The following is a 22,118-nucleotide window of genomic DNA, read 5'->3' as shown; positions in this document are numbered from 1 at the left end:
CCATGGCCCGAAAGCACGGCGCCCTGCTGGACGAACCCCGCGTCGACACCGACCGGCTGAAGCTGGATCATGCCCTGATCGAGGCCCTGACCGCGCGGCTGGCGGCGGGCGAGGCGGCCTCCCCCGACGAATCGACCCTGGCCCTGCGCGCCCTGCTGGCCGAGGCCGACGACGTCCATCAGGCCGCCATGCTGCGCGCCCTGTGGGGCCGGATCGAGGCCCATGCCGGTCTATCCCTCGTCGTCGCCGGACCCGCCGCCCAGCTGCTGGCCGCCGACCGGTTCGGCCTGTCGGGCCGGGCCGTCACCGACCCCGACGCCGCCCTCGTCCAGGTCGTAACCGGGGCCCATGCCCTGATCGATGTCGCCTCGGCCCGCCCCTGGTGGGGCCGGTTGCTGGCCCGTCCGGAACTCCGCGTCATCGCCGCACTGCCCGATGACCGCCACGGCCTGCCCGCCGCGCTCAGGGTTGCCGCCGCCCCGACCGGCCCGACGGGGGACGATCGCACCTTCTGGGTCACCGATGCCCGCCTTCCCGAGGCCCGGATCGTGGAGGCCCTGGCGTCTTGCGGCTTCGTCGCCCGGCCGCTGGCCTCCGCAGGCGGGTTGAAGCTGTTCATGCTGGCGGGCTATGTGCAGGCCGAAGACGGGCGGCTTTCGGCAGCCCCCGGCGCCCTGAAGGGCGTGATCGGCGCCGCCCCCCTGTTCTGAGACTCCGCATGACCGACGCAACGACGGCTCCCGCTCCCAAGCCCGGCATCCTCGACATCGCCCCCTATGTCGGCGGCAAGTCGACCCTGGCTGGCATCGCCGAACCGATGAAGCTGTCGTCCAACGAGAATGCGCTGGGCGCAGGCCCCAGGGCCCGCGCGGCCTATGAGGCGGCGCTGAAGTCCATCCATCTGTACCCGGACGGTCGCGCCGGAAAGCTGCGGACGGCGGTGGCCGATCACCACGGTCTGGAGCCCGACCGGCTGATTTTCGGCAATGGCTCGGACGAGGTCTTCGCCCTCCTGAACCAGACCTATCTGTCGCCCGGCGACAACATCGTCACCGGCCAGTACGGCTTCCTCGCCTACCGGATCAGCGCCCTGGGCTGCGAAGCCCAGGTCAAGCTGGCCCCCGAACCCGGCTACAAGGCCGAGGTCGACGCCCTGCTGGAACAGGTCGATGACCGGACGAAGATCGTCTACGTCTCCAACCCCTCGAACCCGACCGGCAGCTACAATGCGGCCGAGGAAATCCGCCGCCTGCACGAGGCCCTGCCGTCCCACATCCTGCTGGTGGTGGACGAGGCCTATGCCGAGTTCGTGGTCGAGCCGGACTGGGAGACCAGCTTCGGCCTCGCCCGCGATGCGTCCAACATCGTGGTGACCCGGACCTTCTCGAAGATCCATGGTCTCGGCGGCCTGCGCATCGGCTTCGGCTATGCGCCCCTGGCGGTGGCCGAGGCCATCGACCGCATCCGCCTGCCGTTCAACGTCTCGGTGCCCGGGCTCGACGCCGCCACCGCCGCTATCGCCGACGAGGCGCACCAGAAGGCGTCGCGCGAGCTGGTCCAGACCTGGCGGCCCCGCCTGACCCAGGCCATCCGCGGCTTCGGCTTCGAGGTCCTGCCCAGCGCGGGCAACTTCATTCTGGTGCTGTTCCCCGACCCGAAGCGCACGGCGGCGGCCGCCAACGACCTGCTCAACTCAAAGGGCATCATTGTCCGCGCCGTCGGCGGCTATGGCATCGACAACGGCCTGCGCATCACCGTCGGCACCGAGGACCAGAACCGGGCGGTCATCGACGCCCTCAGCGAGTTTGCGGCAGGGTCGTAGGGCGCTGATGCGGGGAACGCGATTCCCCGCTGCCTGAGCGTTGTTGTGGGAGGTGTCAGTCCAGCAATGCGTTCGACGCCGTCTCGATGCGCCGCTCGAGCTCGGCCATGAAGACGGCGCGCTTCAGGTCCGCCTCGATGGGGGGCAGGAACTCATAGACCACGGTGCCGGGATAGCGGCGAAAGCCGTGGGCGGGCCAGTGGACCCCGGCATTGGTCGCCACGGGCCAGCAGGGGCTGCCGATGTCGCGATACAGGGCCGCGACGCCCGGCTTGTAGTCGGGAACCGAGCCGACCGGCGCCCGGGTGCCTTCGGGGAAGATCCAGATCTGGCGGCCCTCGGCGACACGGTCGCGGGCCTGTTTGACCATGTCGCGCAGCGCCCTGGACGCGGCCGAGCGATCGACGGAGATCATCTTCGTCTTCCACGCGAACCAGCCGAAGAAGGGCAGGATCATCAGCTCCTTCTTGGTGATGATGCAGGGATCGTCCAGCACGACGAAGGGGATGATGATGTCCAGCATGCCCTGGTGCTTGCAGGCCACCAGCGCCCGTCCGATCGGGCGATGCTCCAGCCCCCGGAACTCGACGCGGACGCCTGCGATCCAGCGCAGGCCGAACAGCACGAACCGGGCCCAGGCCTTGACCACGCCCAGGGCGAATCGATGGGGCAGGATCAGCGCCGGCGACATGCCGACCGCGAACAGCGCCAGGGACAGATACAGCCAGGCCACGAAGACGAGGGAACGCAGGGCGATCAAGATGCGGGTGCCTCTTTCGGTGTCGCGGGCCGTTCGTTATGGCCGATCACCTTGTGCAAGGCCTCACGCGCCAGGACGGCCAGATATTTCATGTATTCCAGCGTCATGCGCCGCGCCGTCACCGCCGCCCGCCACCAGCGCGAGTTGTCCAGCGAAGGGGTCGACACGGCATAGGGCGTCAGCTTCAGATCCGGCGCGGCGCTTCGAATCTCCAGCAGCGAGCGCGGCATGTGATAGTCCGAGGTCACCACGATCAGCGACGTGTAGTTCTTGGACGCGGCCCAGGCGGCGATCTCCTGGGCGTTGCCGCCGGTGTCCTCGGCCTCGAAGCCCAGGTCGACGCAGCAGTTGAACAGGCGGGTGGAGCCGGGCGTCAGGGCGTTCAGCTCCTGCCTGCGGACCTCGCGGTTGACGCCGGAAATCAGCACCCGCTCGCCCTTGTCCTGCTCCAGCAACCGAACCGCGGCATTGACCCGCTCGGCCGAGGGACCGGTCAGGGCCACGATGCCGTCGGCGCGATCAGGCTCGGGCGCAGGCGTCAGATTGCGCACCCGGTCAGCGAAGGCGAACAGCCCCACCAGCCAGATCAGACCGACGATCCCGAGAAGCGCCAGAAACTTCATGGTTCATGTCTAGTCAGGGCGTGCCCGCCCGCCAAGAGCCGCAACGGCCGCGAGCCATGCCGAAACAAGCGCCACCGTAGCGGCGACAATTGGGCAACAGGTCAGCAGGATCACGTCGCTCCAGGCCAGCGGCAGGGCGGGGGTCAGGCCGGCGTCTCCGCCCAGCGCGCGCAAACTCCCGATCAGCAGGATGGCGACGGTCGCGCCGACCGCCCCTGCGGCCCCGGCCAGCAGGGCGAACCTGCGCTGGAACAGCCAGACGATGTCGGCGTCGGTCGCGCCCGACAGGCTGAGCGTCTCGATCACCTCCCGCCGTGCGTCCAGACCTGCCCGGGTCGCATAGGCGATGGCCGCTCCCGCCGCGAAAGCCGTGGCCAGAAACGCCGCGAGGGCCAGCAGCGAGATCACGCCCGCCGACCGCTCGACCTCGCCCCGCCACAGGCTGTGGTCGTCCACCGTGGCGTCGATGCCGGCCTCGGCCAGGGCCCGGCTGAGGCTCAGGGCGCTGGCGGGGGCGGACGCCTCCAGCCTCACGGTGACCAGGAAGGGGATGGGCAGGTCGTCCAGCACCGCCTCCCCCATCCACGGTCGCAGCAGAATCTCGGCCGTCTCGCGGTCCATGGCCTCGGCTTCATCGACCCCGTCGATGCCGGCCAGGGTCTCGGCCGCACGGGCCGCCGCGGCCGGGCCCGTCTCGCCCACGCGGGGACGGACCTGCACGGTCGCCTCGGCACGAAGGGCCCGCGCCCACCCGTGGGACGCGCGGTCCGCCGCCAGGGTTCCTACGGCGGCGAGGCAGGCCAGGAAACACAGCACCGCGATCAGCGCGCCGAGCGACCGCTCACCTCCGGGGTCGCGGGGCAGGAGGCCGCTTTCGGGCCGCACCGGTTTCGGCGCTGCCTTCGGCCCGAACAGGGTGGACCAGCGGATCATGGCTTCACCGCCGTCACCCGCCCATCGGCCAACCTCAGCCGCCGCGCCCCCGACAGGCGCGCCAGGGCCTCGTCGTGGCTGGCGATCAATATGGTCGTGCCCATCCGGTTCATCGCCTGGAACAGCTTCAGCAGCCGCTCGGCCATCGCGCCATCGACGCTTCCGGTCGGTTCGTCGGCCAGGATCAGCTCCGGTCCCGCCATGACGGCCCGCGCGATGGCCAGCCGCTGTTTCTCGCCGCCCGACAGGGCACCGGGCAGGCCTTCAGCACGGTCGGACAGCCCGACCCATTCCAGCATTTCGGCCACGTCCCCGGCATAGTCCGCGGCCTTTCGACCCCGCAGCCGCAGCGGCAGGGCGACGTTGTCGAAGACACTCAGGTGATCCAGAAGGCGGAAGTCCTGAAACACCACCCCCATTCGCCGACGATAGGCCGGACGGTCGCGGCGCGCGATCTGGCTCAACTCGTCGCCGAACAGAGCGATTCGGCCGGATGTCGGCGGTTCGGCGAGGGTCAGCAGCTTCAGCAGCGACGACTTACCCGCCCCCGATGCGCCGGTAAGGAAGTGGAAAGAGCCGCGGGGCAAAATGAGGTTAACGTCCCGAAGCACGTCGGGCCTGTCCGCATAGCCGAAGCCGACCGCCGACAGGCGGACCGTCTCGGGTGAAGGCGCAGGATCGGCGGCGCGACGGGGCGAACGAGGCATCGATTCTATTCAGGAACAGGGGCGCGTCGCGCTCCGACAGGGAGGGGGCTGCGCGAACAGCCTCGTAAGGCACGGCCATGATACTGACCTGCCCGTCCTGCGCCACCAGCTATTTCGCGCCCGATGGCGCCATCCCGCCCGCCGGACGCAAGGTCCGCTGCCAGTCCTGCGCGCACGTCTGGCTGGCGACCAGCGAAGAGCCCCTGGACCTGACCGCCGAGACCCCGGCCCAGGCCGAGGCCCCTGGCGTCGATGAAGCCCCCGCTGTCGCGCCCGAGACGCCCGCCCCCGAATTGCCCAAGGCCTTTCGGGCCCGCGCCGAACAGCAACGCCGTCTGCGCCGGGCCGCCACCCACGGGGTCGTCTGGGCGGGCCTGGCCAGTCTGTTTGTCGGCCTGATCGGGGCCGGCTGGCTGTTCCGCGTCGATGTGGTCCAGATGTATCCGCGCGCTGCCGCCGCCTATGCCATGGTCGGCGCGCCGGTGAACGCGGTGGGGCTGGAGTTCGAGGCTGTGACGGCCAGGGCCCTGCCGAACCGCCCGGACACGGTCGTGGTGTCCGGCGCGCTGCGCAACGTTCGCGACAAGGAAATCGTGGCCCCCGCCGTCCGCGTCGCCCTGCTGGACGACCATGGGGCCGAGATCGGCCATGCGGTTGTCGAGCTGGACGAAGCCCCCGTTCTGCCCGGCGGGGTCCAGGGCTTCGCCGCCCTGATTCGCGATCCGGGCGCGCATGGCGTCGATGTCAGCGTGGCCTTCGTGGGCTCCGAACCGGTCCCCCATGGCGAGGACACGCCGACCAAGGCAAGCCACGGACCCGCCCCCCATGCGCGACCGCTGCCGACGCCGGACGAACACGGCCTTCGTCCCGCAAGGATCGACGCGGCCCCGACGTCTCACGCCGATCCGGTCGATGCGGCACCGGCAGTCGAACAACACCACGACGCCGTGGACACGCATGGGGCCGAGGCGGTATCCGCCTCGCATGGCTGACCTTCTGAAGACGTCCGAGGATTTGGTGCCCCAGGTCCTCCTGTCCGAAGCCGATATCGCGCGGGTCGTCGCCGACCTGGCGGACCGGATCGCCCCCGTCGTGGATGACGAGACCGTCGCGGCCGTCCTTCTGACCGGCGGCCTTTGGTTCGCCGCCGATCTGACGCGGGCCCTGTCGCGCGTCGGTCGCAACGTCCGCTTCGACGCCCTGTGGCTGGCGTCCTATGGCGACGAAAAGACCAGCCGTGGCCGGATCGACGTCCATGCTCCGTTCCAGCGATCGCTTCAGGGGCGCAGGGTCCTGATCCTGGATGACGTGTTCGACACCGGCCTGTCCCTGGCCGAGGCTGTCCGCATCGCCCGCGACGCCGGCGCGTCCGAGGTCCTGACCTGCGTCTTCGCCCGCAAGCCCTGGCCCCTGCCGCGTGCGCCCGAGCCCGACTTCGTCGGCTGGGAGGCCCCGAACCGGTTCCTGGTCGGATACGGTCTGGACAAGGCCGGAGCCCTGCGCGGTCTGCCCGACATCTGCGCGATGGACTAGATGACGCCGGTCAGGGCTTCCAGAACGCCCTTGCCATAGCGATCGATCTTGGTCTGTCCCACGCCCGAGATCGCGGCCAGGGCCTCCAGCGACCCGGGTTCGCGCTGGGCGATCTCCAGCAGCGTCCGGTCCTGGAAGATCACATAGGGCGGCACATGCTGTTCGGCCGCGCGGTCCCGGCGCCATGCCCGCAGCGTCTCGAACCGGGCGCGGACGTCGGCATCCAGGGCCTCGACGGCGGCGTTGCGGTCGTTGCGCGTGCGGGTCCTCGGATTACCCGAGCGCGTCGACGCATCGAAGCCCGGTGGCGTGCGCCGGACCTCGATGGCCCGCTCTCCGCGATAGACGGCGCGCACGGCCTCCGCATCGCCCAGACCGACCAGCGGCTTGCCGTCGTTGGGGTCCTCCAGCAGCAGGCCCTCGAACAGCAGGTGATCGACGATGTCGCGCCAGCCGGACGGGGCGATGTCCTTGCCGATGCCCCAGGTCGACAGGTCGCTCTCCCACGGCTGGACGTCCCGGGTCTTGCCCATAAGGTGATCGACGATCCGGCCGCGTCCGAAGCGGCCGCCCAGCCGCTGCACCGCCGCCAGTGCCTTCTGGGCGGGGACGGTCGCGTCATAGAGGGCGGGGGGATCGGCGCAGACATCACAGATTCCGCACGGCCCGGCGTCCGTCTCCCCGAAATAGCGGCGCACAGCCTGCGGGCGGCAGGTCGCGCCGTCCAGCATGGCGAACAGCTGGCGGGCCTTTCGGGTCTGGACCGCCTTGACCTCCTCGGCCATCGGGCGGGTCTCCAGCCGGCGGAGGGTCCAGGCGATGTCGGAGGGGCCATACAGGGTGATCCCCTCGGCCGGTTCGCCATCGCGTCCGGCCCGCCCGATCTCCTGCCAGTAGGCCTCCAGCGACCCCGGCGGATCGGCGTGGATGACGAAGCGGACGTCGGCCTTGTCCACCCCCATGCCGAAGGCGATGGTCGCCACCATCACGGCCCCGTCCTCGGCCAGGAACCGCTCCAGCCGCCGGTCCCGCTCTGCGCCCGGCATCCCGGCATGGTAGGCGATGGCGTTGGTCCCGGCCGATGTCAGGGCGTCGGCCACGCGCTCGCAGCCGTCGCGGCTGCCGCAATAGACCACGCCGGACTGGTTCCTGCGGGCGCGCACCAGTTCGATCACATGGGCATCGGTCCGGGCGCGCGAGGCGCTCTCCTTGCGCACCGCGGACAGCTGCAGGTTCGGGCGGGCGAAGCTGTCGACGAAGACGGCGGCCCCTTCCAGGTGCAGCGAGGCCAGGATGTCGTCGCGCGTCCTGGCATCGGCCGTGGCGGTCACGGCGATGCGCGGCACACCGGGGAAGAACTCCGACAGTCGCCCCAGGGTCCGGTAGTCGGGGCGGAAGTCATGGCCCCACTGGGACACGCAGTGGGCTTCATCGATGGCGATCAGCGACAGCGGCAGGTCGCGCAGCTGACCCAGCAGCGCGCCCGACGCCAGGCCCTCGGGCGAGACATAGAGCAGGTCCAGCTCGCCGGACCTTGCCCCGCGCAGCACGGCGGATCGTTCGTCCAGCGACAGCCCCGAATCCAGCCGTGCGGCGGCCACACCCTGCTGCTTCAGCGCCTCGACCTGATCGGTCATCAGGGCGATCAGAGGCGAGATGACCAGGCCCAGACCCGGACGCAGGATCGCGGGGATCTGGTAACAGACGCTCTTGCCCCCGCCGGTCGGCAGTACGGCCAGCACGTCGCGCCCGGCCATGATCTCGGTGACGACCCGGGCCTGAAGTCCCCGGAAGTCCGTATGGCCCCAGACCCGCTCCAGCGTCTGCCGCGCGGCGTCGAGGCCGGGCATCGAAGGCGGTGAGTCGGACAGCATGGGCGGGTTGTGCCCGATGCCCTCCGCGCTGTCATCCGTCGGTCGTGCATCGCGCGACCGCCTCATGCATCGACGGCGACGCTTGGCGCGTCTAGAGTTCCCGCCATGAGCGCCTATCGTCTCCTGACCCGCTGGTGGACCGCCTTCGCCCTGGCCATCTCCCTCGCCATGCTGGGGGCCGCCCACGCGTTCGAGCGGTTTGCGGGCCTCAGCCCCTGCAACCTCTGCCTCAAGCAGCGCGAGGTCTACTGGGGTGCGGTTGCCGTCGCCCTGATCGCCACGGCCTGGGCGGTCATCAGCCAGGCGCGCCGCGGCACCCCGCGCATCGCCGCCTTCCTTCTGTTCGCCGTCTTCACGACCGGGGCGATCACGGCCGGCTTCCATGCCGGGGGCGAGCTGAAGTGGTGGAGCCTGCCCGCGACCTGCGTCGGCGGTGGCGTGGCCGATCTGGAGAGCCTGACCTCGCTGGCGCTCGGCGTTGGCGAGCCGACCCGCATCGCCATGTGCGACGCGGTGGCGTGGAGCTTCCTGGGCGTGTCCATGGCAGGATGGAATGCGCTGATCTCCGCCGCATTGGCGGTGTTCAGCCTGCTTTCCGCGAAAAGGCCCAAGGATGCCAGAGCCCCGAAACACTGATCCCCAGGGTTACGCCCCGGGCATCCCGCTGGCCCGTCCGGGTCGGGGAGAGACCCGCCGTCGTCTGGCCGAGATCCTGCGCGTCGATCACGCCGGCGAATACGGTGCCGTCAGGATCTACGAAGCCCAGGCGGCGGTGTTCCGCAACGCCCCCGGCAAGGGGGCCCTGACCGCCGACATGGAGGCCATGCAGGCCGGCGAGGCGGTGCACAAGGCGCGCTTCGATGACCTGCTGACCGAACACCGGGTCGCCCCCACGGCCCTGCTGCCCCTGTGGTCCATGGCCGCCACGGGCCTCGGCACCGTTACCGCCCTGATGGGCGAGAAGGCCGCCCACGCCTGCACCGAGGCGGTCGAGAGCGTGATCGAACAGCACTATGCCGACCAGATCGCCGAACTGTCCGAACGCGAGCCGGAGCTTGCCGCCGAACTGACCCAGTTCCGCGAAGAGGAACTGGATCACCACGATCACGCCATCGAACACGGCAGCCGCGAGGCTCCCGGCTACTGGTTGCTGAGCGCCGTGATCAAGGCGGGCTGCCGGGTGGCGATCAAGGTCAGCGAGCGAATCTGACGCGTACGGGCTTGAGACAACGTGGAGAACGTGTCTTCATCGAACCGTCGTCAATGAAAACTTCGGGTGTCACCATGATTATCGCGTCGTTTCTTGCCTCTCTGGCGCTTGCCGCTCCTCCCCAGACTGTCGTAGGCCCCGCGCCCACTCTGGAGCAGTCGAGACCATTCACGAGACTAGTGGCGGACGACATAGTCGTTTGCCGGGATGAGACCACCAGGCGGCGTCGCCTTCCGACCCGCGTCTGCCGCACGCACAGTCAGATTCAGAACGGGGCACGCATAGGCGACGAGTCGCTTCAGGGCGCGCCGATGAATCGCGAACGTGAGCTGGGCAACTGAGACTCGAAAGTCGGCGATCTAATCCACGTCGAAGGCCAGCAGCAGCGTCTTTTGCAGCGCATTGGCGTTGTCGTCGCTGAGCAGATACAGCCGCGTCCCGGTCGTCGTCGCGACCGCCGCAATCCCTTCGAAATTGTCGATCGAGGCCGGCGGGCGCAGCTGGATGACCGGATCGGACAGCACGCCGTCCGCTGACAATCGGCGGACGCGAACCCGCATGTCGACCGGCGGGCTGTAGTAGCGCTCGACCACGAACCAGCCCCCGGCCGGGTCGACGTCCGCTCCCGTGAACCTGAAGCCGTCGGCCGGCATGACCGGGGCGGCCCCCCGCGGTGCGCAGGTGGCGTGACAGACCCAGGCCCCGCCGCCTTCGCCGAGCACCAGCCAGCCGCCGTCCGGGGCCGCCGCCAGCCCCTCCATGCCCTCGTTGTCGGGGAAGTCCGCGTCGGGGCGCGCCACCGACGACGGCGCGGCGGTGGCCCCCGCGCCATAGGACCAGATGCGGTGATCGCCCTCGAAACTGATCAGGACCCGACCGTCGGACAGGATCGCCAGCCCCTCGGAATCCACCAGCGACTTGAGGGCAATGACGGCTCCGTCCGGTCCGGTCAGCGGACGCACGGTCGCGCTGCCTGCGGAGGCCAGATGACCCCGATCGTCCAGACGCAGGGTGAACCGCACCAGTTGGCCGAAGTCGCTGACCCCCCAGGCACGCTCGCCCTCCACCTTCAGGTCCGACAGCCCGTGCAGCATGGATCCGCGCAGGATCAACCCGCCGGCATAGCGGACCCCGGGGGCCAGGGTGGCACCTCCGATACCCAGCGGAACCCGACGGGCCTCCATGCGGACGGGCCTGTCCAGGCCCTCATGCACGCCCGGCGTGGAGGTCGCGATCGCTGCGCAGGCCGCTGCCCCCGTCAGGGACGCCGCCAACAGCAGGCGAGTGGCCGCCCGCATCATGCTGCCCGCCTCATCCGCCGACTGCCGCCCTTGCCGGTGTCCCTGGGTGCGACCTCGAACAGTTCGGCCAGCTTCTCGATCATGACCCCGCCCAGCTGCTCGACGTCGACGATGGTCACGGCGCGGCGGTACCAGCGGGTGACGTCGTGGCCGATGCCGATGGCGATCAGCTCGACCGGGCTCTGGGTCTCGATCCGCTCGATCACGGCCCGCAGATGCTTGTCCAGATACAGGGCGGCATTGGCCGACTGGGTGGAATCGTCGACCGGCGAGCCGTCGGAGATGACCATCAGGATCTGGCGCGCCTCGGGCCGGGCCTTCAGCCGGTCGTGCGCCCAGGTCAGGGCCTCGCCATCGATGTTTTCTTTCAGCAACCCTTCGCGCATCATCAGGCCAAGGTTCTTCTTGGCCCGCCGCCAGGGCGCATCGGCCGCCTTGTAGATGATGTGGCGCAGGTCGTTCAGGCGGCCGGGCATCGGCGGCTTGCCGGCGGTGATCCAGGCCTCGCGCGCCTGTCCGCCTTTCCAGGCCCGGGTGGTGAAGCCCAGGATCTCGACCTTGACCCCGCACCGTTCCAGCGTCCGCGCCAGGATGTCGGCGCACACCGCCGCCACCATGATCGGCCGCCCGCGCATCGAGCCCGAGTTGTCGAGCAAAAGCGTCACGACGGTGTCCCGGAAAGGGCTTTCACTTTCCATCTTGAACGTGAGCGGGCTGGTCGGGTCGGTGATGATCCGGGTCAGGCGGGCGGTGTCCAGCACGCCCTCCTCCAGGTCGAACGCCCACGACCGGTTCTGCTGCGCCATCAGCCGCCGCTGCAGCTTGTTGGCCAGGCGGGCGACGACGCTGGACAGAATGGTCAGCTGCTGGTCGAGCAAGCTCCGCAGGCGCTCCAGCTCCATCGGATCGCACAGGTCGGCGGCGTCGATGACCTCGTCATAGGCAGTGGTGAAGACGCGGTAGGCGTCGATCGCCCGGCCGTCGTCGGCATTGTCCTGCCGGTTCGGCAGGGCCCCTTCGGCCACGTCGGGGCCGTCGTCGGCGGCGTCGCCGTCGCGCTCCGCAGGCGAACCGTCGGGGCGGGCATCGCGATCCTGTTCGGAGGTGGGGTCTTCGGACGATCCGTCCATCGACTGGCCGCCTTCGCCGCCGCTCTCGTCCTCCTCGTCGTCCTGATCCTCGGACGGGTCGGGCTGCTGCGGCGGGGGTTCGTCCTCGCCCGGCTCGTCGTTGGCCTCGTCGCCCCGCCCGTCGCCAGGATCCAGATCGAGGTCGCGCAGCACGTCCTTCAGCGCGGCCCCGAACGCGGCCTGATCGCCCGCCGCCAGCGCCAGCCGGTCCAGCGCGGCGCCCGCCCTGGCCTCGATATCGGTCCGGACCAGGTCCAGCATGGCGCCCGCTCCGTCCGGGCTGCGTTGGCCGGTCACCCGCTCCCGCAGCAACAGGGCGACGGCTTCGGCGACCGGCACGCGGGCGGGCTCGATGACCCGCAAGGCGCCCATCTTCTCCAGCCGGGTCAGCAGGGCTGCGTTCATATTGGAGCGGACGCCCGCCAGCGACGCCGAGCCATGGGCCTCGATCCGTGCCTGCTCGACCGCCTCGAACACCTCGGCGGCGCGGCTGTCGAGCGGGCGCAGGGTGGCGTGGACCGCCGGATCGTGGTTGGCCAGTCGAAGCGCAAGCCGGTCGGCCTGACCCCGGACATTGGCGGTATCGCCGTCCGTCGGATTGCGCGGCGGATGGGGCAGGGTCAGGACGCCGCCGATCAGGCGCGGTCCGTCCGATCCGAACACCACCTCCAGCTCCGACTGCTCGGCCAGGGCCCGCGCCGCATGGGCCAGCACGCGCTTGAAGACCTCGGCAGGGGTATCGGCGGGGGGCATGGCACGTAACTAGTAGCTCGGCGGCGGCGAGGCCAGCGCGACATTCTCCCTCCCCGGCCGGGGAGGGCGGTCGGAGCGCAGCGGAGACCGGGTGGGGGCGGCAGGGCAAGGCCGCACGATGTTTTGCCTTGTCCTTCCCAACCCGCCAATGCTCCGCATCGACGACCCTCCCTCCGAGGGGGAGGGAGGCGGACCGTGCTAAATCTCCGCGCCCGTCGTGCGCATGATCTCGGCGCGCAGCTCGGGCAGACCCAGCCCCTTTTCGGCCGAGGTCACGGCGACGGCGGGGAAGGCGGCGGGGCGTTTGGAGATGGCCTTCAGCGTCGCCGCCTGCACCGTATCGCGCTCATGGGCCTTGATCTTGTCGGCCTTGGTCAGGACGATCTGATAGCTGACGGCGGCCAGGTCGAGGGCGTCCAGGGCCTCGGTGTCGACCGACTTCAGCCCGTGGCGCGCGTCGATCAGCAGATAGACCCGCTTCAGCGTGACGCGCCCGCGCAGATAGTCCCGTCCCAGGTTCTGGAATTGGCGCACCGTCGACTTCGACGCCTTGGCCCAGCCATAGCCGGGCAGATCGACCAGCCGCAGCCTGCCGTCGAGGTCGAAGAAGTTGACCTCGCGTGTGCGGCCCGGTTCGTTCGAGGCCCGCGCCAGTTTGTGCATGCCCACCAGCCCGTTGATCAGGCTGGACTTGCCGACGTTGGAACGACCCGCGAAGGCGATCTCGGGCAGGTCCGGCTCGGGCAGTTGCTCGATCTTTGCCGCCCCCATGACGAAGGTCGCGGGCCGCGCGAACAGCACGCGCGCGGCCTCAATGTCCTCGTCGGTGTAGTCGGTCAAGCCGGAGCCTTCTTCAGCTTGCCGATGAAGTCGTCGATCGGGTTCTCGGCCCCGAAGCGGTGCATGATGAAATACTGCTGGCCGATCGACAGGATATTGTTCCACGCCCAGTAGACCAGCAGCCCGGCCGGGAAATTCGCCATGATGAAGGTGAAGATCAGCGGCATGAACATGAAGATCTGGCGCTGGACCGGATCGGTTGCAGGGGGGTTCATGGCCTGCTGCAGCCACATGGTGAGGCCGTACAGGATGGCCAGCACGCTCAGGGCCAGGGTGAAGCCACCGCCGGCGTGATGCGAGATCAGGCCGTTGATCAGGGGGGCGGTCGACGGATCCCAGGGGATCAGGCCGAACAGGTTCCAGATGTTGGTCGGATCGGGTGCCGACAGGTCGCGGATCCAGCCGAAGAAGGGCGCGTGCCGCATCTCGATCGTGACGTAGAGCACCTTGTACAGGGCATAGAAGACCGGGATCTGGACCAGGATGGGCAGGCAGCCCGCCAGCGGATTGATCTTCTCCTTCTGGTACAGCTCCATCGTGGCCTTCTGCTGGGCCTGGGGGTCGTCCTTGTGCTGCTCCTTGATCTTCTCCATCAGCGGCTGGAGTTTCCGCATCTTGGACAGGCTCTCGTAGCTCTTGTTGGCCAGCGGGAACATGATCAGCTTGATGGTCAGGGTCAGCAGCAGGATGGCCACGCCGAAGTTGCCGACGACGCCATAGAAGAACTCGACCAGCAGGAAGATCGGTCGCGTCAGGAAGAACAGGAAGCCCCAGTCGATCGCATAGATGAAGCGCGGCAGATCGTACTGCTTCTCGTATCCCGACAGGATTTCGTTGCGCTTGGCACCCGCGAACAGGTGCTGGACCTCGGTCACCTGACGGCCCGGCTGGATCGTGCGCGCGGCCCCCAGCATCCTGGCCTCGTGGATATCGTAGGTGGCGGCGTCGGTGACGCGGAACTCGGCCTGGATCGCCTCGTCCTGCGGCGGGATCAGCGCTGCCATCCAGTATTTGTCGGTGATGCCCAGCCAGCCGCCGGTGGAGTCGAATTCCTGGCGCGGTTTCTTGGCCCAGTCGCCGTACTTCAGCTGGGTGGTCGCAAAGCCGTCGCCCTTGGAGAAGGTGCCGATGCCGCCCTCGTGCAGGATCTGGGTCTTGCCCAGCGCCGGCGGCACGCCCTGGCGCTCGACGCGGCCATAGGGGGCGATGGTGATCGGGGCGGTGCCCAGGTTGGCGACCGTGTCGGTCACCGTGAACATGTAGCGGGCGTCGACCGACAGCACGCGCGTGAAGCGCAGGCCCTGGCCGTTGTCCCATGTCAGGGTGACGGGGGTCGTCGGGGTCAGGGTCGATCCGGCGGTCAGCCGCCAGACCGTATTGGCCCCGGGAACCCCGCCCGGGACATTGGGTCCGGTCCAGCCGAACTGGGCGAAATAGGCGTGCTCCATGCCCTGCGGGCGGAACAGCTCCTCGTACGGAGACGTCGGATCGATGGTCTGCCGATAGTTCTTCAGGAACAGGTCGTCGATCCGCCCGCCCTGCAGCGACAGCGAGCCCTGCAGCGTCGGGGTCGACACCGGGATGCGCGCGACATTGCCGAGGGCCTTGGTGCGGTCGGTGACGAAGGTGACCGGTCCGGTCGCGCCCGTGGACGTCGGGATGCCCGCCGTCGGCGTGCCCGCGGCGGCCGCCGTCTGCTCCTGCGCCTCGGCAGCGGCGGCTTCCTGCATGGCTTTCCGCTGGGCGGCCACGGGGCCCATGTAGAACACCTGGTACAGGATCAGGATGACCGCCGTGCACACGGCGAAGATCACCATGTTGCGCGTGTTTTCGTTCTTCATGCGGATCAGGGGTCCTGAGGGGGCGTATCGGGGGTCGTCGGGCCGTCGTCGGCCTTGCCGGACCGGCCGGGGCCGGGGGTGGTCGCCAGCCTTGTAAGCGCCGATTTCACGTCGTCAAGTAAACGGTCCCAGGGGCGGTCGGCCGTGCCCTGGCGCGCGATCAGCACATAGTCGCTGCCGGGCAGGCCATGGAGGGGAACCATGGTCCGCGCGGCCTCTCTCAGCCGCCGCTTGCAGCGGTTTCTGTCGACCGCGCCGCCGACCTTTCGCGTGGCGGTGAAGCCCAGGCCGATCGCCGGATTGGCGTCGTTCCGCTCCAGCCGCTGCACGACCACCGCGCCGCGCGCCAGCGAAACGCCTTTCGCGGCCGCCAGAAACTGGGGCCGTCGGGTCAGACGCTGGATTTTGGGTCGATTTTCCATCCTGCCACCCTGGCCCTGAGGAAGAGGGCTTGAGCGCACGACGGCGACGCCGTCGTTCCTGCGCGAAAGGGTGAGGGGTTACAGTGCCAACCGGCGAGGGCAACACCCCTCACCCTTTCGGCTGGCGCATCGCTGCGCTCTGCGAGCCTCAAGCCCTCTCCCGCAGGGAGAGGGCAAGCTTCCGGCCTAGGCGGTCAGCTTCTTGCGACCCTTTGCGCGGCGGCGCGCAACGATCTTCTGTCCGTTCTTGGTGGCCATCCGCGAACGGAAGCCGTGACGGCGCTTGCGCACGAGTCGCGACGGCTGATAGGTCCGCTTCACGGTCGGCTCCAGGGGTTATGAGTGGCGCGCAAGGACAAGGGCGTCCTTCGCAGGAAGGGCGGGCGTATAAGGGGGCAGGCTTCGGCTGTCAACGCCGGGAAGGGGTCCCGGACGCCGCTGGAGCGTTGAGGCATGATGGATCGCATCAAGAAATATCTGCCCCTCGTGGTCCTGGGTGGCGTCATCGCCCTGATCTTCGCCATGGGCTGGAACCGCTACCTGTCGCTGGACACCCTGCGGGATCATGGGCTGGAGCTGAGGGGCTACGCCGCAGAGCACTACATCCTCGCCCTGCTGGCCCTGATGGCCGTGTTCGCGATCCTGACCGCCAGCGTGGTTCCCGGCGTCTTCTTCGTCACCATCACGGCGGGCTATCTGTTCGGCCCCTGGGTCGGCGGGGTCTCGACCTCCATCGCGGCCACCGTCGGCGCCCTGATCGTCTATGCGGTCGCCCGTTCGGCCCTGGGCACCGACCTGCGCAGGAAGGCCGAGCGCGACCAGGGGATGCTGAAGACGGTCTGCGCCGCCATCGACCGGGACACCTTCTGGTATGTGCTCGCGTCGCGTCTGGCCGTCGTCGTGCCCTTCCACATGATCAATGTCGCCGCCGGGATCATGTCCGTGCGGCTGGTGCCCTATACGATCGCGACGGTGATCGGTCTGCTGCCCGCCCACATCATCTACTGCTGGATCGGCTCGCGATTGAGCACGCTTCTGGCCACCAACCCCGATCCCGACTTCCAGGCCCTGTTCGGCCAGTTCTGGGCCCCGATGGCGGGCGTGTTCGTTCTGGCCGTCGTTCTGCCGCTGGTCCTGAAGGCAATCCAGCGCCATCTGCCGGGGGCCGCCACGCCATGAGGTCGCCGGAGGTCCAGACGCCCGGCCTCGGCGATCGCCTGCGCGACCGGCTCCACCTGCCTGCGGACTGGCGCGAACGCCTGCGCCCCCAGGCTCCCGACGGCCTGTCGTCGCGCCTGTTCCTGCTGACCGTCCTGTTCACCCTGGTGGTAGAGGCGCTCATCCTCGGGCCCAACGCCGCCTCCTTCCACGAGCGGTGGCTTCTGGACCGGCTGCAGGCTGCGGAACTGGCCTCCGTCGGGGTCGAGGCCCTGCCTTACAGCGCCGTGGACGAACAGACGGCCGATCAGCTGCTCCGCATCGGCGGTGTGTCGGCCGTGGCCATCAGCGACCAGGGGGTGATGCGCCAGCTGCTGCGTGCGCCCAATCTACCGCGAACCCCTGACTTCATCGACCTGAGGCGCAAAAACAGCGGCGCGCGTCTGCTGGATCCCATCCGCACCCTGTTCGGCCCCGCCGACCGCTCCATCCGGGTCCGGGCCGCGCCCCGCTATCGTTCCGGCGACTTCATCGACGTGGTCGCCCCGGCCGAGCCCCTGAAGCAGGAGCTGCAGGCCTTCCTGCTGAACAGCCTTCTGGTCTCGCTGCTGATCTCGGTCGTGGCCGGCGGGCTTCTGTATGCCGGTCTGGCCTATCTGGTCCTGCGTCCCCTTCGGCGCGTGACACGCTCGATCGAGAGCTTTGCCGCCGACCCCAACGCCATGGCCGGCCCCCCCTCGGATCGCCAGGACGAGATCGGCAAGGTCGAACGCGAACTGGCCCGGATGCAGGAAGAAGTCCGCCTGTCGCTGCGCTCCCGGTCGCGCCTCGTGGCCCTGGGAGAGGCCGTGGCCAAGATCAACCACGACCTGCGCAACATGCTGACCTCGGCCCAGATCGCGTCTGACAGGCTGGCGGATTCCGCCGACCCCCAGGTCGCCAAGGCCCTGCCGCGACTGGAGCGGGCGCTCGGCCGCGCCGCCGCCCTGACCCGCAACGTGCTGGACTATGGCAAGTCCGAGGAGCCCGCGCCTGTCCTGGATCGCATCGCCCTGGCCCCTGCCGTCACGGCCGCCGCCGAGGATGCCGGACTGGAACCGACCGGCGTCAAACTGGTCAAGGTCATCCCGCCCCGCTTCACCGTCCACGCCGACAGCGATCAGTTGCACCGCATCCTCGTCAATCTGATGCGCAACGCCCGTCAGTCCATCGAGGGGGACGCCACGCGCGTCGGCCGTCGCAGGGGCACGGCCCGGGGCGCGGTGCGGGTCGAGGCGCAGGCCGGGGCCGGGGGCGAGGGCTGTATCATCCGGGTGACCGACGATGGTCCCGGCATTCCCCTGCGCCTGTCCGAACGCCTGTTCGAGCCCTTCGTCAGCGGCGCGGGCGGCGACGGCACCGGGCTGGGCCTGACCATCTCGCGCGAACTGGCCGCGGCCCATGGCGGCGAGCTTCGCCTGGTCCAAACCGGTCCCGCCGGCACGACGTTCGAGCTGAGGCTGCCGGGCCAGGCCTAATCCGTCCGTGCCACGCCCTCGCGGCGGTCGTCCGCTCCGCCATCCCAGTGATCGCCGCGCCAGATGCCGCCATGCAGGCCCGAGTTCTCGGACGTGTTCGGGGCCAGGACGATGCCAGTGGCCGCCAGCCCCGCCTCCAGCGTCGGGCCGAACCGCGACGTATCGGCCCCGAATCCCGGGCCCTTGGCCACCAGATTGGGCAGGTCGAACGCGGCCTGGACCGGCAGGTCCCACACCAGGGTTCCGATAAGTCCCTTGGCCACATAGGCCAGGATCGACGACCCGCCCGGCGATCCCATGGCCCCGACCAGCCGGCCTTGCCGGTCCAGAATGATGACCGGAGACATAGAGGAGCGCGGCCGTTTGCCCGCGGCCACCGCATTGGCCACCGGCTGGCCTTCGGGCGTCGTCGGCGTGAACGAGAAGTCCGTCAGCTGATTGTTCAGGAAATAGCCGTTGGCCATCCGGCCCGAGCCGAACACGCTCTCCACGGTCGTGGTCATCGATACGGCATTGCCCCGCGCATCCACCACGACGAAATGCGAGGTGCCGGCCGGCTCCTGCGTCGCATCGGGGGCCCGGAAGATGCCCCCTGGCGGCGTCCCGGCGCTCGCCGCCCCGGTCAGGCCAGGGGCCAGGGCCGCGCGGTCGGCGACATAGTCCGGGTCCAGCAGCCCCGCCACCGGAACCCCGACGAAGGCCGGATCGCCGACGTAGCGGTCGCGATCTGCGTACATCAGCCGCTGCAGCTGGGCGAACATCGTCCAGGCCTCCGGGCTCGTCTCGCCCAGCGCCAGCTCACGCGCAGCCCCCGGCGTCTCGGCCATGGCCAGCAGCTGCAACAGGCTGACGCCGCTGGACGGCGGCGGCGGGATGCACACGACATAGACCCGGAACGGTCGGCACAGGGCTTCGCGTGCAATGGGTCGATAGGCGGCCAGATCGGCGGCGGTCAGCGCCCCGGGCCGCGCGCCTGCGTGCACCGTATCCACGATCGCCTGCGCCCGCGGTCCGGAATACAGCGCCCCGGCCCCCTCGCGCGCCAGGGCTGCGACCGTTTCGGCATAGGCCGGGTTCGTCAGCGTGTCGCCCGCGACATAGCGTGTCCCGTCGGGTTTGGTGAAATAGGCGTTGGCCCATTCGGTCCGCGCCTGTCCGCCGGTCAGGGCGATCATGCCGGCCAGTCGCGGACTGACCACGAACCCGTCCCGCGCCAGCCGCTCCGCGTCGCCGAACAGGTCCGACCAGGCCAGAACGCCGTGATCCTTCTGCGCCAGCCCCAGCATGGCGACCGCGCCCGGCACGCCCGTCGACCGGCCGCTCAGCACCGCGTCCATGAAGGGCAGGGGGGTTCCGTTCTCGTAGAACAGCTCGGGCGTCGCCGCCGCCGGTGCGGTCTCGCGCCCGTCATAGGCCGTGACCTCACCTGTCCCGGCGTCGAAGACCATCATGAACGACCCGCCGCCCAGGCCGGACGACTGCGGCTCGACCAGCCCCAGTACCGCCTGGATCGCCACCGCCGCATCGACCGCCGACCCGCCGCGCCGCAGGATCGCCAGGCCCGCCTCCACCGCCAGTGGATTGGCCGCCGCGACGAACGGACCGCGCGCGGGTTCGGACCGCGTTTCGGCGACGGTCACCGGGCTCCCGCCGCCTGCCGGCCGGCTGACCGCCGCGTTCAGGGTCTGACACGCCGTCAGACTCGCCATCATGGCGAAAGCGACCAGGGCGCGGATCGACGACGTCAGCATGGAAACCCTCTGGCACGGACACGCGGGGAGGCGCACGCCATCGACCTAGGCCCGGCCGCCCCGCCCGCCAAGCCCTGCTTGCAGCGACCTCGCTCACTTTGCCCGAAATCCGGGTTGCGCCCCGGGGATCGACCCGCTAGATACCCGCCCTCGCCGAAAGGCCTGTGCGCGCCCGTAGCTCAGCTGGATAGAGCATCAGACTACGAATCTGAGGGTCGGACGTTCGAATCGTTCCGGGCGCGCCACTTCTTCCCCCTCACAGGTTTCATCCGGGCACACAGTTCTGCCTCCGGACGACCAGTCGGTCGGAGCGTTTCCGGTGTGGGATCGCAATGGGGCCGGCGCCTCGGCGCGACGGTCAAGGAAATCTGCACCTCTGCAAAGCCTCGGTGGTTCCGGATGGCGGGCGTCCGGGCCACAGTGTCCGGATGTCGAACGCCAGCGCGCCCATCATCGCAAACACCCTCAGCGGACGCGTCCGCGGCGTGACCATCGACGGGGTGGACCGGTTTCTCGGTGTGCCCTACGCCGCTGCGCCCGTCGGACCGCGCCGTTTCGAGCTGCCCCAACCCCATGCGCCCTGGTCGGGGGAATGGGACGCGACGGCCTTCGGTCCTACCGCGCCCTATCAGTTGCGAGACTTCCCCACGCTCGACCTTGTGCCCCTGGTCGGGTCGGGCTGGGTCCAGGGCGACGAATGCCTGAATCTGAACATCTGGACGCCGGGCGTCCGTGACGCGGCGGGCCTGCCGGTCATGGTGTTCATCCACGGCGGAGCCTGGGTCGGCGGAGCGGGGTCCGCGCCGGCCCAGGACGGAACCAGCTTTGCCCGCAATGGCGTGGTCTGCGTCACCATCAACTATCGGCTCGGGATCGAGGGCTTCCTGCCCATTCCGGGCGTCCCCACCAATCTGGGCCTGCGCGACATGATCGCGGCGCTGGAGTGGGTGCGCGGCAATATCGCCGGCTTTGGCGGCAACCCCGACAACGTCACGGTTTTCGGCGAATCCGCCGGGGCCATGTCGATCGCGGACCTTGTCGTCTCGCCCCTGGCGAAAGGCCTGTTCCGGCGCGCCATCCTGCAGAGCGGTCACGGATCGATGGTCCGGTCGGTCAGGACGATGCGCCGGGTCGTCGACCGGATCGCGAAGGTTCTGGATGTGCGTGCCGATGCGGCAGGCTTTCGCTCGGCCAGCCTTCAGGCGGGGCTCGACGCCCAGGATGTGGTCCAGGCCCCGACATCGGGTCTGGACATGCGCGGCGAGAATGGTCGGGACCCCGCCTATGGACTGAGCAAATTCCTGCCCGTGCATGGGGACGACGTGATCCCCGTGCCGCCCCTGAAGGCCCTGGCGAAGGGGGCCGGGGCCGAGGTCGATCTGCTGATCGGCACGAACGCCGAAGAGATGAACCTGTATTTCGTCCCGACCGGGGTGAAGGCGAAACTTGGCCGGTTCCTGGCGTGGTTCCTGATGAGCCGGACCGAGCGGGGCGCGCTCGGCATCCTGCGGCGCTACGGCCTGGGCCAGCGAGGGGAAACGGGCGGCGCGACCCTGACCCGGGCCCTGACCGATCTGGTATTCCGTTGGCCGGCCCGGGCCTATGCCCAGGCCCATCAGGGGCGCACGCATTTCTACGAGATGGACTGGCGCTCGCCGGCGATGGGCGGCGAACTGGGGGCCTGTCACGCGGTGGACATTCCGTTCGTGTTCAACACCCTGGCCACGGCGGCCGGGCCGAAGGGGATCCTGGGCCCGACAGTGCCGCTGCAGGCCCTGGCCGATCGCATCCACGGGATCTGGATCGACTTCGCCCGTGACGGCTCGGCCCCTTGGCCCGCGTACGACGCGGACACGCGACAGGTCTACCGTCTGGCCGAAGGCCGGGCCGGGCCGGACACGGACTTTCCGATCGCGGCGACGTGGCGCGAGTGATCCGGCGAC

The 22,118-nt window shown here is 69.5% G+C and carries 21 protein-coding genes and 1 tRNA gene; 10 read left to right on the top strand and 12 right to left on the bottom strand.

The genetic code is table 11. The features are described from left to right. Positions 1 to 2 precede the first annotated feature (2 nt). Together O3139_RS14580 and hisC are read left to right on the top strand one after the other, a co-directional pair. The gene (locus O3139_RS14580) at positions 3 to 710 is read left to right on the top strand and encodes a hypothetical protein (RefSeq protein WP_269514818.1); all 708 of its coding nucleotides are present in this window, start codon (positions 3 to 5) and stop codon (positions 708 to 710) included. Positions 711 to 718: 8 nt separating this feature from the next. After that, positions 719 to 1,822, top strand: coding sequence for a histidinol-phosphate transaminase (gene hisC, locus O3139_RS14575; RefSeq protein ID WP_269514817.1), 1,104 nt, complete (start codon positions 719 to 721; stop codon positions 1,820 to 1,822). Between the two features lie 55 nt (positions 1,823 to 1,877). Here hisC and O3139_RS14570 read toward each other — a convergent pair whose 3' ends face one another. From O3139_RS14570 to O3139_RS14555, 4 genes are read right to left on the bottom strand one after another with little or no spacing between them, the layout of a single operon-like run. Continuing rightward, positions 1,878 to 2,582, bottom strand: coding sequence for a lysophospholipid acyltransferase family protein (locus O3139_RS14570; protein WP_269514816.1), 705 nt, complete (start codon positions 2,580 to 2,582; stop codon positions 1,878 to 1,880). Beyond that, on the bottom strand, positions 2,579 to 3,205 hold the full coding sequence (locus O3139_RS14565; protein WP_269514815.1) for a YdcF family protein: 627 nt from the start codon (positions 3,203 to 3,205) through the stop codon (positions 2,579 to 2,581). Before O3139_RS14565 ends, O3139_RS14570 begins: the two co-directional genes overlap by 4 nt. 9 nt (positions 3,206 to 3,214) lie before the next feature. Continuing rightward, positions 3,215 to 4,138: a cell division protein FtsX gene (locus O3139_RS14560; RefSeq protein WP_269514814.1), complete on the bottom strand. Its 924-nt coding sequence runs from the start codon at positions 4,136 to 4,138 to the stop codon at positions 3,215 to 3,217. After that, positions 4,135 to 4,845 carry a cell division ATP-binding protein FtsE gene (locus tag O3139_RS14555; RefSeq protein WP_269514813.1) on the bottom strand — a complete coding sequence of 237 codons (711 nt, stop codon included), beginning with the start codon at positions 4,843 to 4,845 and terminating at the stop codon, positions 4,135 to 4,137. The genes O3139_RS14560 and O3139_RS14555 overlap by 4 nt, the downstream gene beginning before the upstream one ends. Positions 4,846 to 4,922: 77 nt before the next feature. On the opposite strand from O3139_RS14555, the gene O3139_RS14550 reads away from it, so the two are divergent. After that, positions 4,923 to 5,837 (top strand): MJ0042-type zinc finger domain-containing protein, encoded by a 915-nt coding sequence (locus O3139_RS14550; RefSeq protein ID WP_269514812.1) that lies wholly within the window; start codon positions 4,923 to 4,925, stop codon positions 5,835 to 5,837. After that, the gene (locus tag O3139_RS14545; RefSeq protein ID WP_269514811.1) at positions 5,830 to 6,378 is read left to right on the top strand and encodes a phosphoribosyltransferase; all 549 of its coding nucleotides are present in this window, start codon (positions 5,830 to 5,832) and stop codon (positions 6,376 to 6,378) included. The genes O3139_RS14550 and O3139_RS14545 overlap by 8 nt, the downstream gene beginning before the upstream one ends. On the opposite strand, the gene recQ is transcribed toward O3139_RS14545, so the two are convergent. Continuing rightward, positions 6,375 to 8,252: a DNA helicase RecQ gene (gene recQ / locus O3139_RS14540; protein ID WP_269514810.1), complete on the bottom strand. Its 1,878-nt coding sequence runs from the start codon at positions 8,250 to 8,252 to the stop codon at positions 6,375 to 6,377. The genes O3139_RS14545 and recQ overlap by 4 nt on opposite strands. A gap of 105 nt (positions 8,253 to 8,357) precedes the next feature. On the opposite strand from recQ, the gene O3139_RS14535 reads away from it, so the two are divergent. Both O3139_RS14535 and O3139_RS14530 read left to right on the top strand, forming a co-directional pair. Beyond that, positions 8,358 to 8,888, top strand: coding sequence for a disulfide bond formation protein B (locus O3139_RS14535; RefSeq protein ID WP_269514809.1), 531 nt, complete (start codon positions 8,358 to 8,360; stop codon positions 8,886 to 8,888). Continuing rightward, positions 8,866 to 9,462: a demethoxyubiquinone hydroxylase family protein gene (locus O3139_RS14530; RefSeq protein ID WP_269514808.1), complete on the top strand. Its 597-nt coding sequence runs from the start codon at positions 8,866 to 8,868 to the stop codon at positions 9,460 to 9,462. Before O3139_RS14535 ends, O3139_RS14530 begins: the two co-directional genes overlap by 23 nt. Before the next feature lie 359 nt (positions 9,463 to 9,821). Here O3139_RS14530 and O3139_RS14525 read toward each other — a convergent pair whose 3' ends face one another. From O3139_RS14525 to rpmH, 6 genes are all read right to left on the bottom strand, one after another. Further along, a complete protein-coding gene (locus O3139_RS14525) occupies positions 9,822 to 10,763 on the bottom strand; it encodes an esterase-like activity of phytase family protein (protein WP_269514807.1) in 942 nt (313 codons plus the stop codon). Beyond that, the gene (gene cobT, locus O3139_RS14520; protein WP_269514806.1) at positions 10,760 to 12,646 is read right to left on the bottom strand and encodes a cobaltochelatase subunit CobT; all 1,887 of its coding nucleotides are present in this window, start codon (positions 12,644 to 12,646) and stop codon (positions 10,760 to 10,762) included. Before cobT ends, O3139_RS14525 begins: the two co-directional genes overlap by 4 nt. A 198-nt stretch (positions 12,647 to 12,844) precedes the next feature. Beyond that, the gene (yihA, locus tag O3139_RS14515; RefSeq protein ID WP_269514805.1) at positions 12,845 to 13,486 is read right to left on the bottom strand and encodes a ribosome biogenesis GTP-binding protein YihA/YsxC; all 642 of its coding nucleotides are present in this window, start codon (positions 13,484 to 13,486) and stop codon (positions 12,845 to 12,847) included. Next, positions 13,483 to 15,327 (bottom strand): membrane protein insertase YidC, encoded by a 1,845-nt coding sequence (gene yidC, locus O3139_RS14510; protein WP_269514804.1) that lies wholly within the window; start codon positions 15,325 to 15,327, stop codon positions 13,483 to 13,485. Before yidC ends, yihA begins: the two co-directional genes overlap by 4 nt. A gap of 5 nt (positions 15,328 to 15,332) precedes the next feature. After that, positions 15,333 to 15,749 (bottom strand): ribonuclease P protein component, encoded by a 417-nt coding sequence (gene rnpA, locus O3139_RS14505; RefSeq protein ID WP_269514803.1) that lies wholly within the window; start codon positions 15,747 to 15,749, stop codon positions 15,333 to 15,335. 186 nt (positions 15,750 to 15,935) lie between these two features. Then, a complete protein-coding gene (gene rpmH, locus O3139_RS14500; RefSeq protein WP_013268133.1) occupies positions 15,936 to 16,070 on the bottom strand; it encodes a 50S ribosomal protein L34 in 135 nt (44 codons plus the stop codon). 132 nt (positions 16,071 to 16,202) lie between these two features. On the opposite strand from rpmH, the gene O3139_RS14495 reads away from it, so the two are divergent. Beyond that, entirely contained in the window at positions 16,203 to 16,928 is a 726-nt protein-coding gene (locus O3139_RS14495) for a TVP38/TMEM64 family protein (protein WP_269514801.1), read from the top strand. Beyond that, positions 16,925 to 18,424, top strand: a complete 1,500-nt coding sequence (locus tag O3139_RS14490) for an ATP-binding protein (protein WP_269514800.1) — start codon at positions 16,925 to 16,927, stop codon at positions 18,422 to 18,424. Before O3139_RS14495 ends, O3139_RS14490 begins: the two co-directional genes overlap by 4 nt. Here O3139_RS14490 and O3139_RS14485 read toward each other — a convergent pair. Continuing rightward, positions 18,421 to 20,175 (bottom strand): gamma-glutamyltransferase family protein, encoded by a 1,755-nt coding sequence (locus tag O3139_RS14485; RefSeq protein ID WP_269514799.1) that lies wholly within the window; start codon positions 20,173 to 20,175, stop codon positions 18,421 to 18,423. The two genes, O3139_RS14490 and O3139_RS14485, sit on opposite strands and share 4 nt — an antisense overlap. 168 nt (positions 20,176 to 20,343) lie before the next feature. On the opposite strand from O3139_RS14485, the gene O3139_RS14480 reads away from it, so the two are divergent. Further along, positions 20,344 to 20,420 (top strand) — tRNA-Arg (locus tag O3139_RS14480). Positions 20,421 to 20,603: 183 nt separating this feature from the next. Continuing rightward, the gene (locus O3139_RS14475) at positions 20,604 to 22,109 is read left to right on the top strand and encodes a carboxylesterase/lipase family protein (RefSeq protein WP_269514798.1); all 1,506 of its coding nucleotides are present in this window, start codon (positions 20,604 to 20,606) and stop codon (positions 22,107 to 22,109) included. The last annotated feature ends 9 nt before the right edge of the window (positions 22,110 to 22,118 follow it).

The organism is Brevundimonas subvibrioides, assembly GCF_027271155.1.
Classification (GTDB): domain Bacteria; phylum Pseudomonadota; class Alphaproteobacteria; order Caulobacterales; family Caulobacteraceae; genus Brevundimonas; species Brevundimonas subvibrioides_D.
Note: the sequence above shows the minus strand (reverse complement) of the source record. Positions and strands in the feature narration are given on the sequence as shown.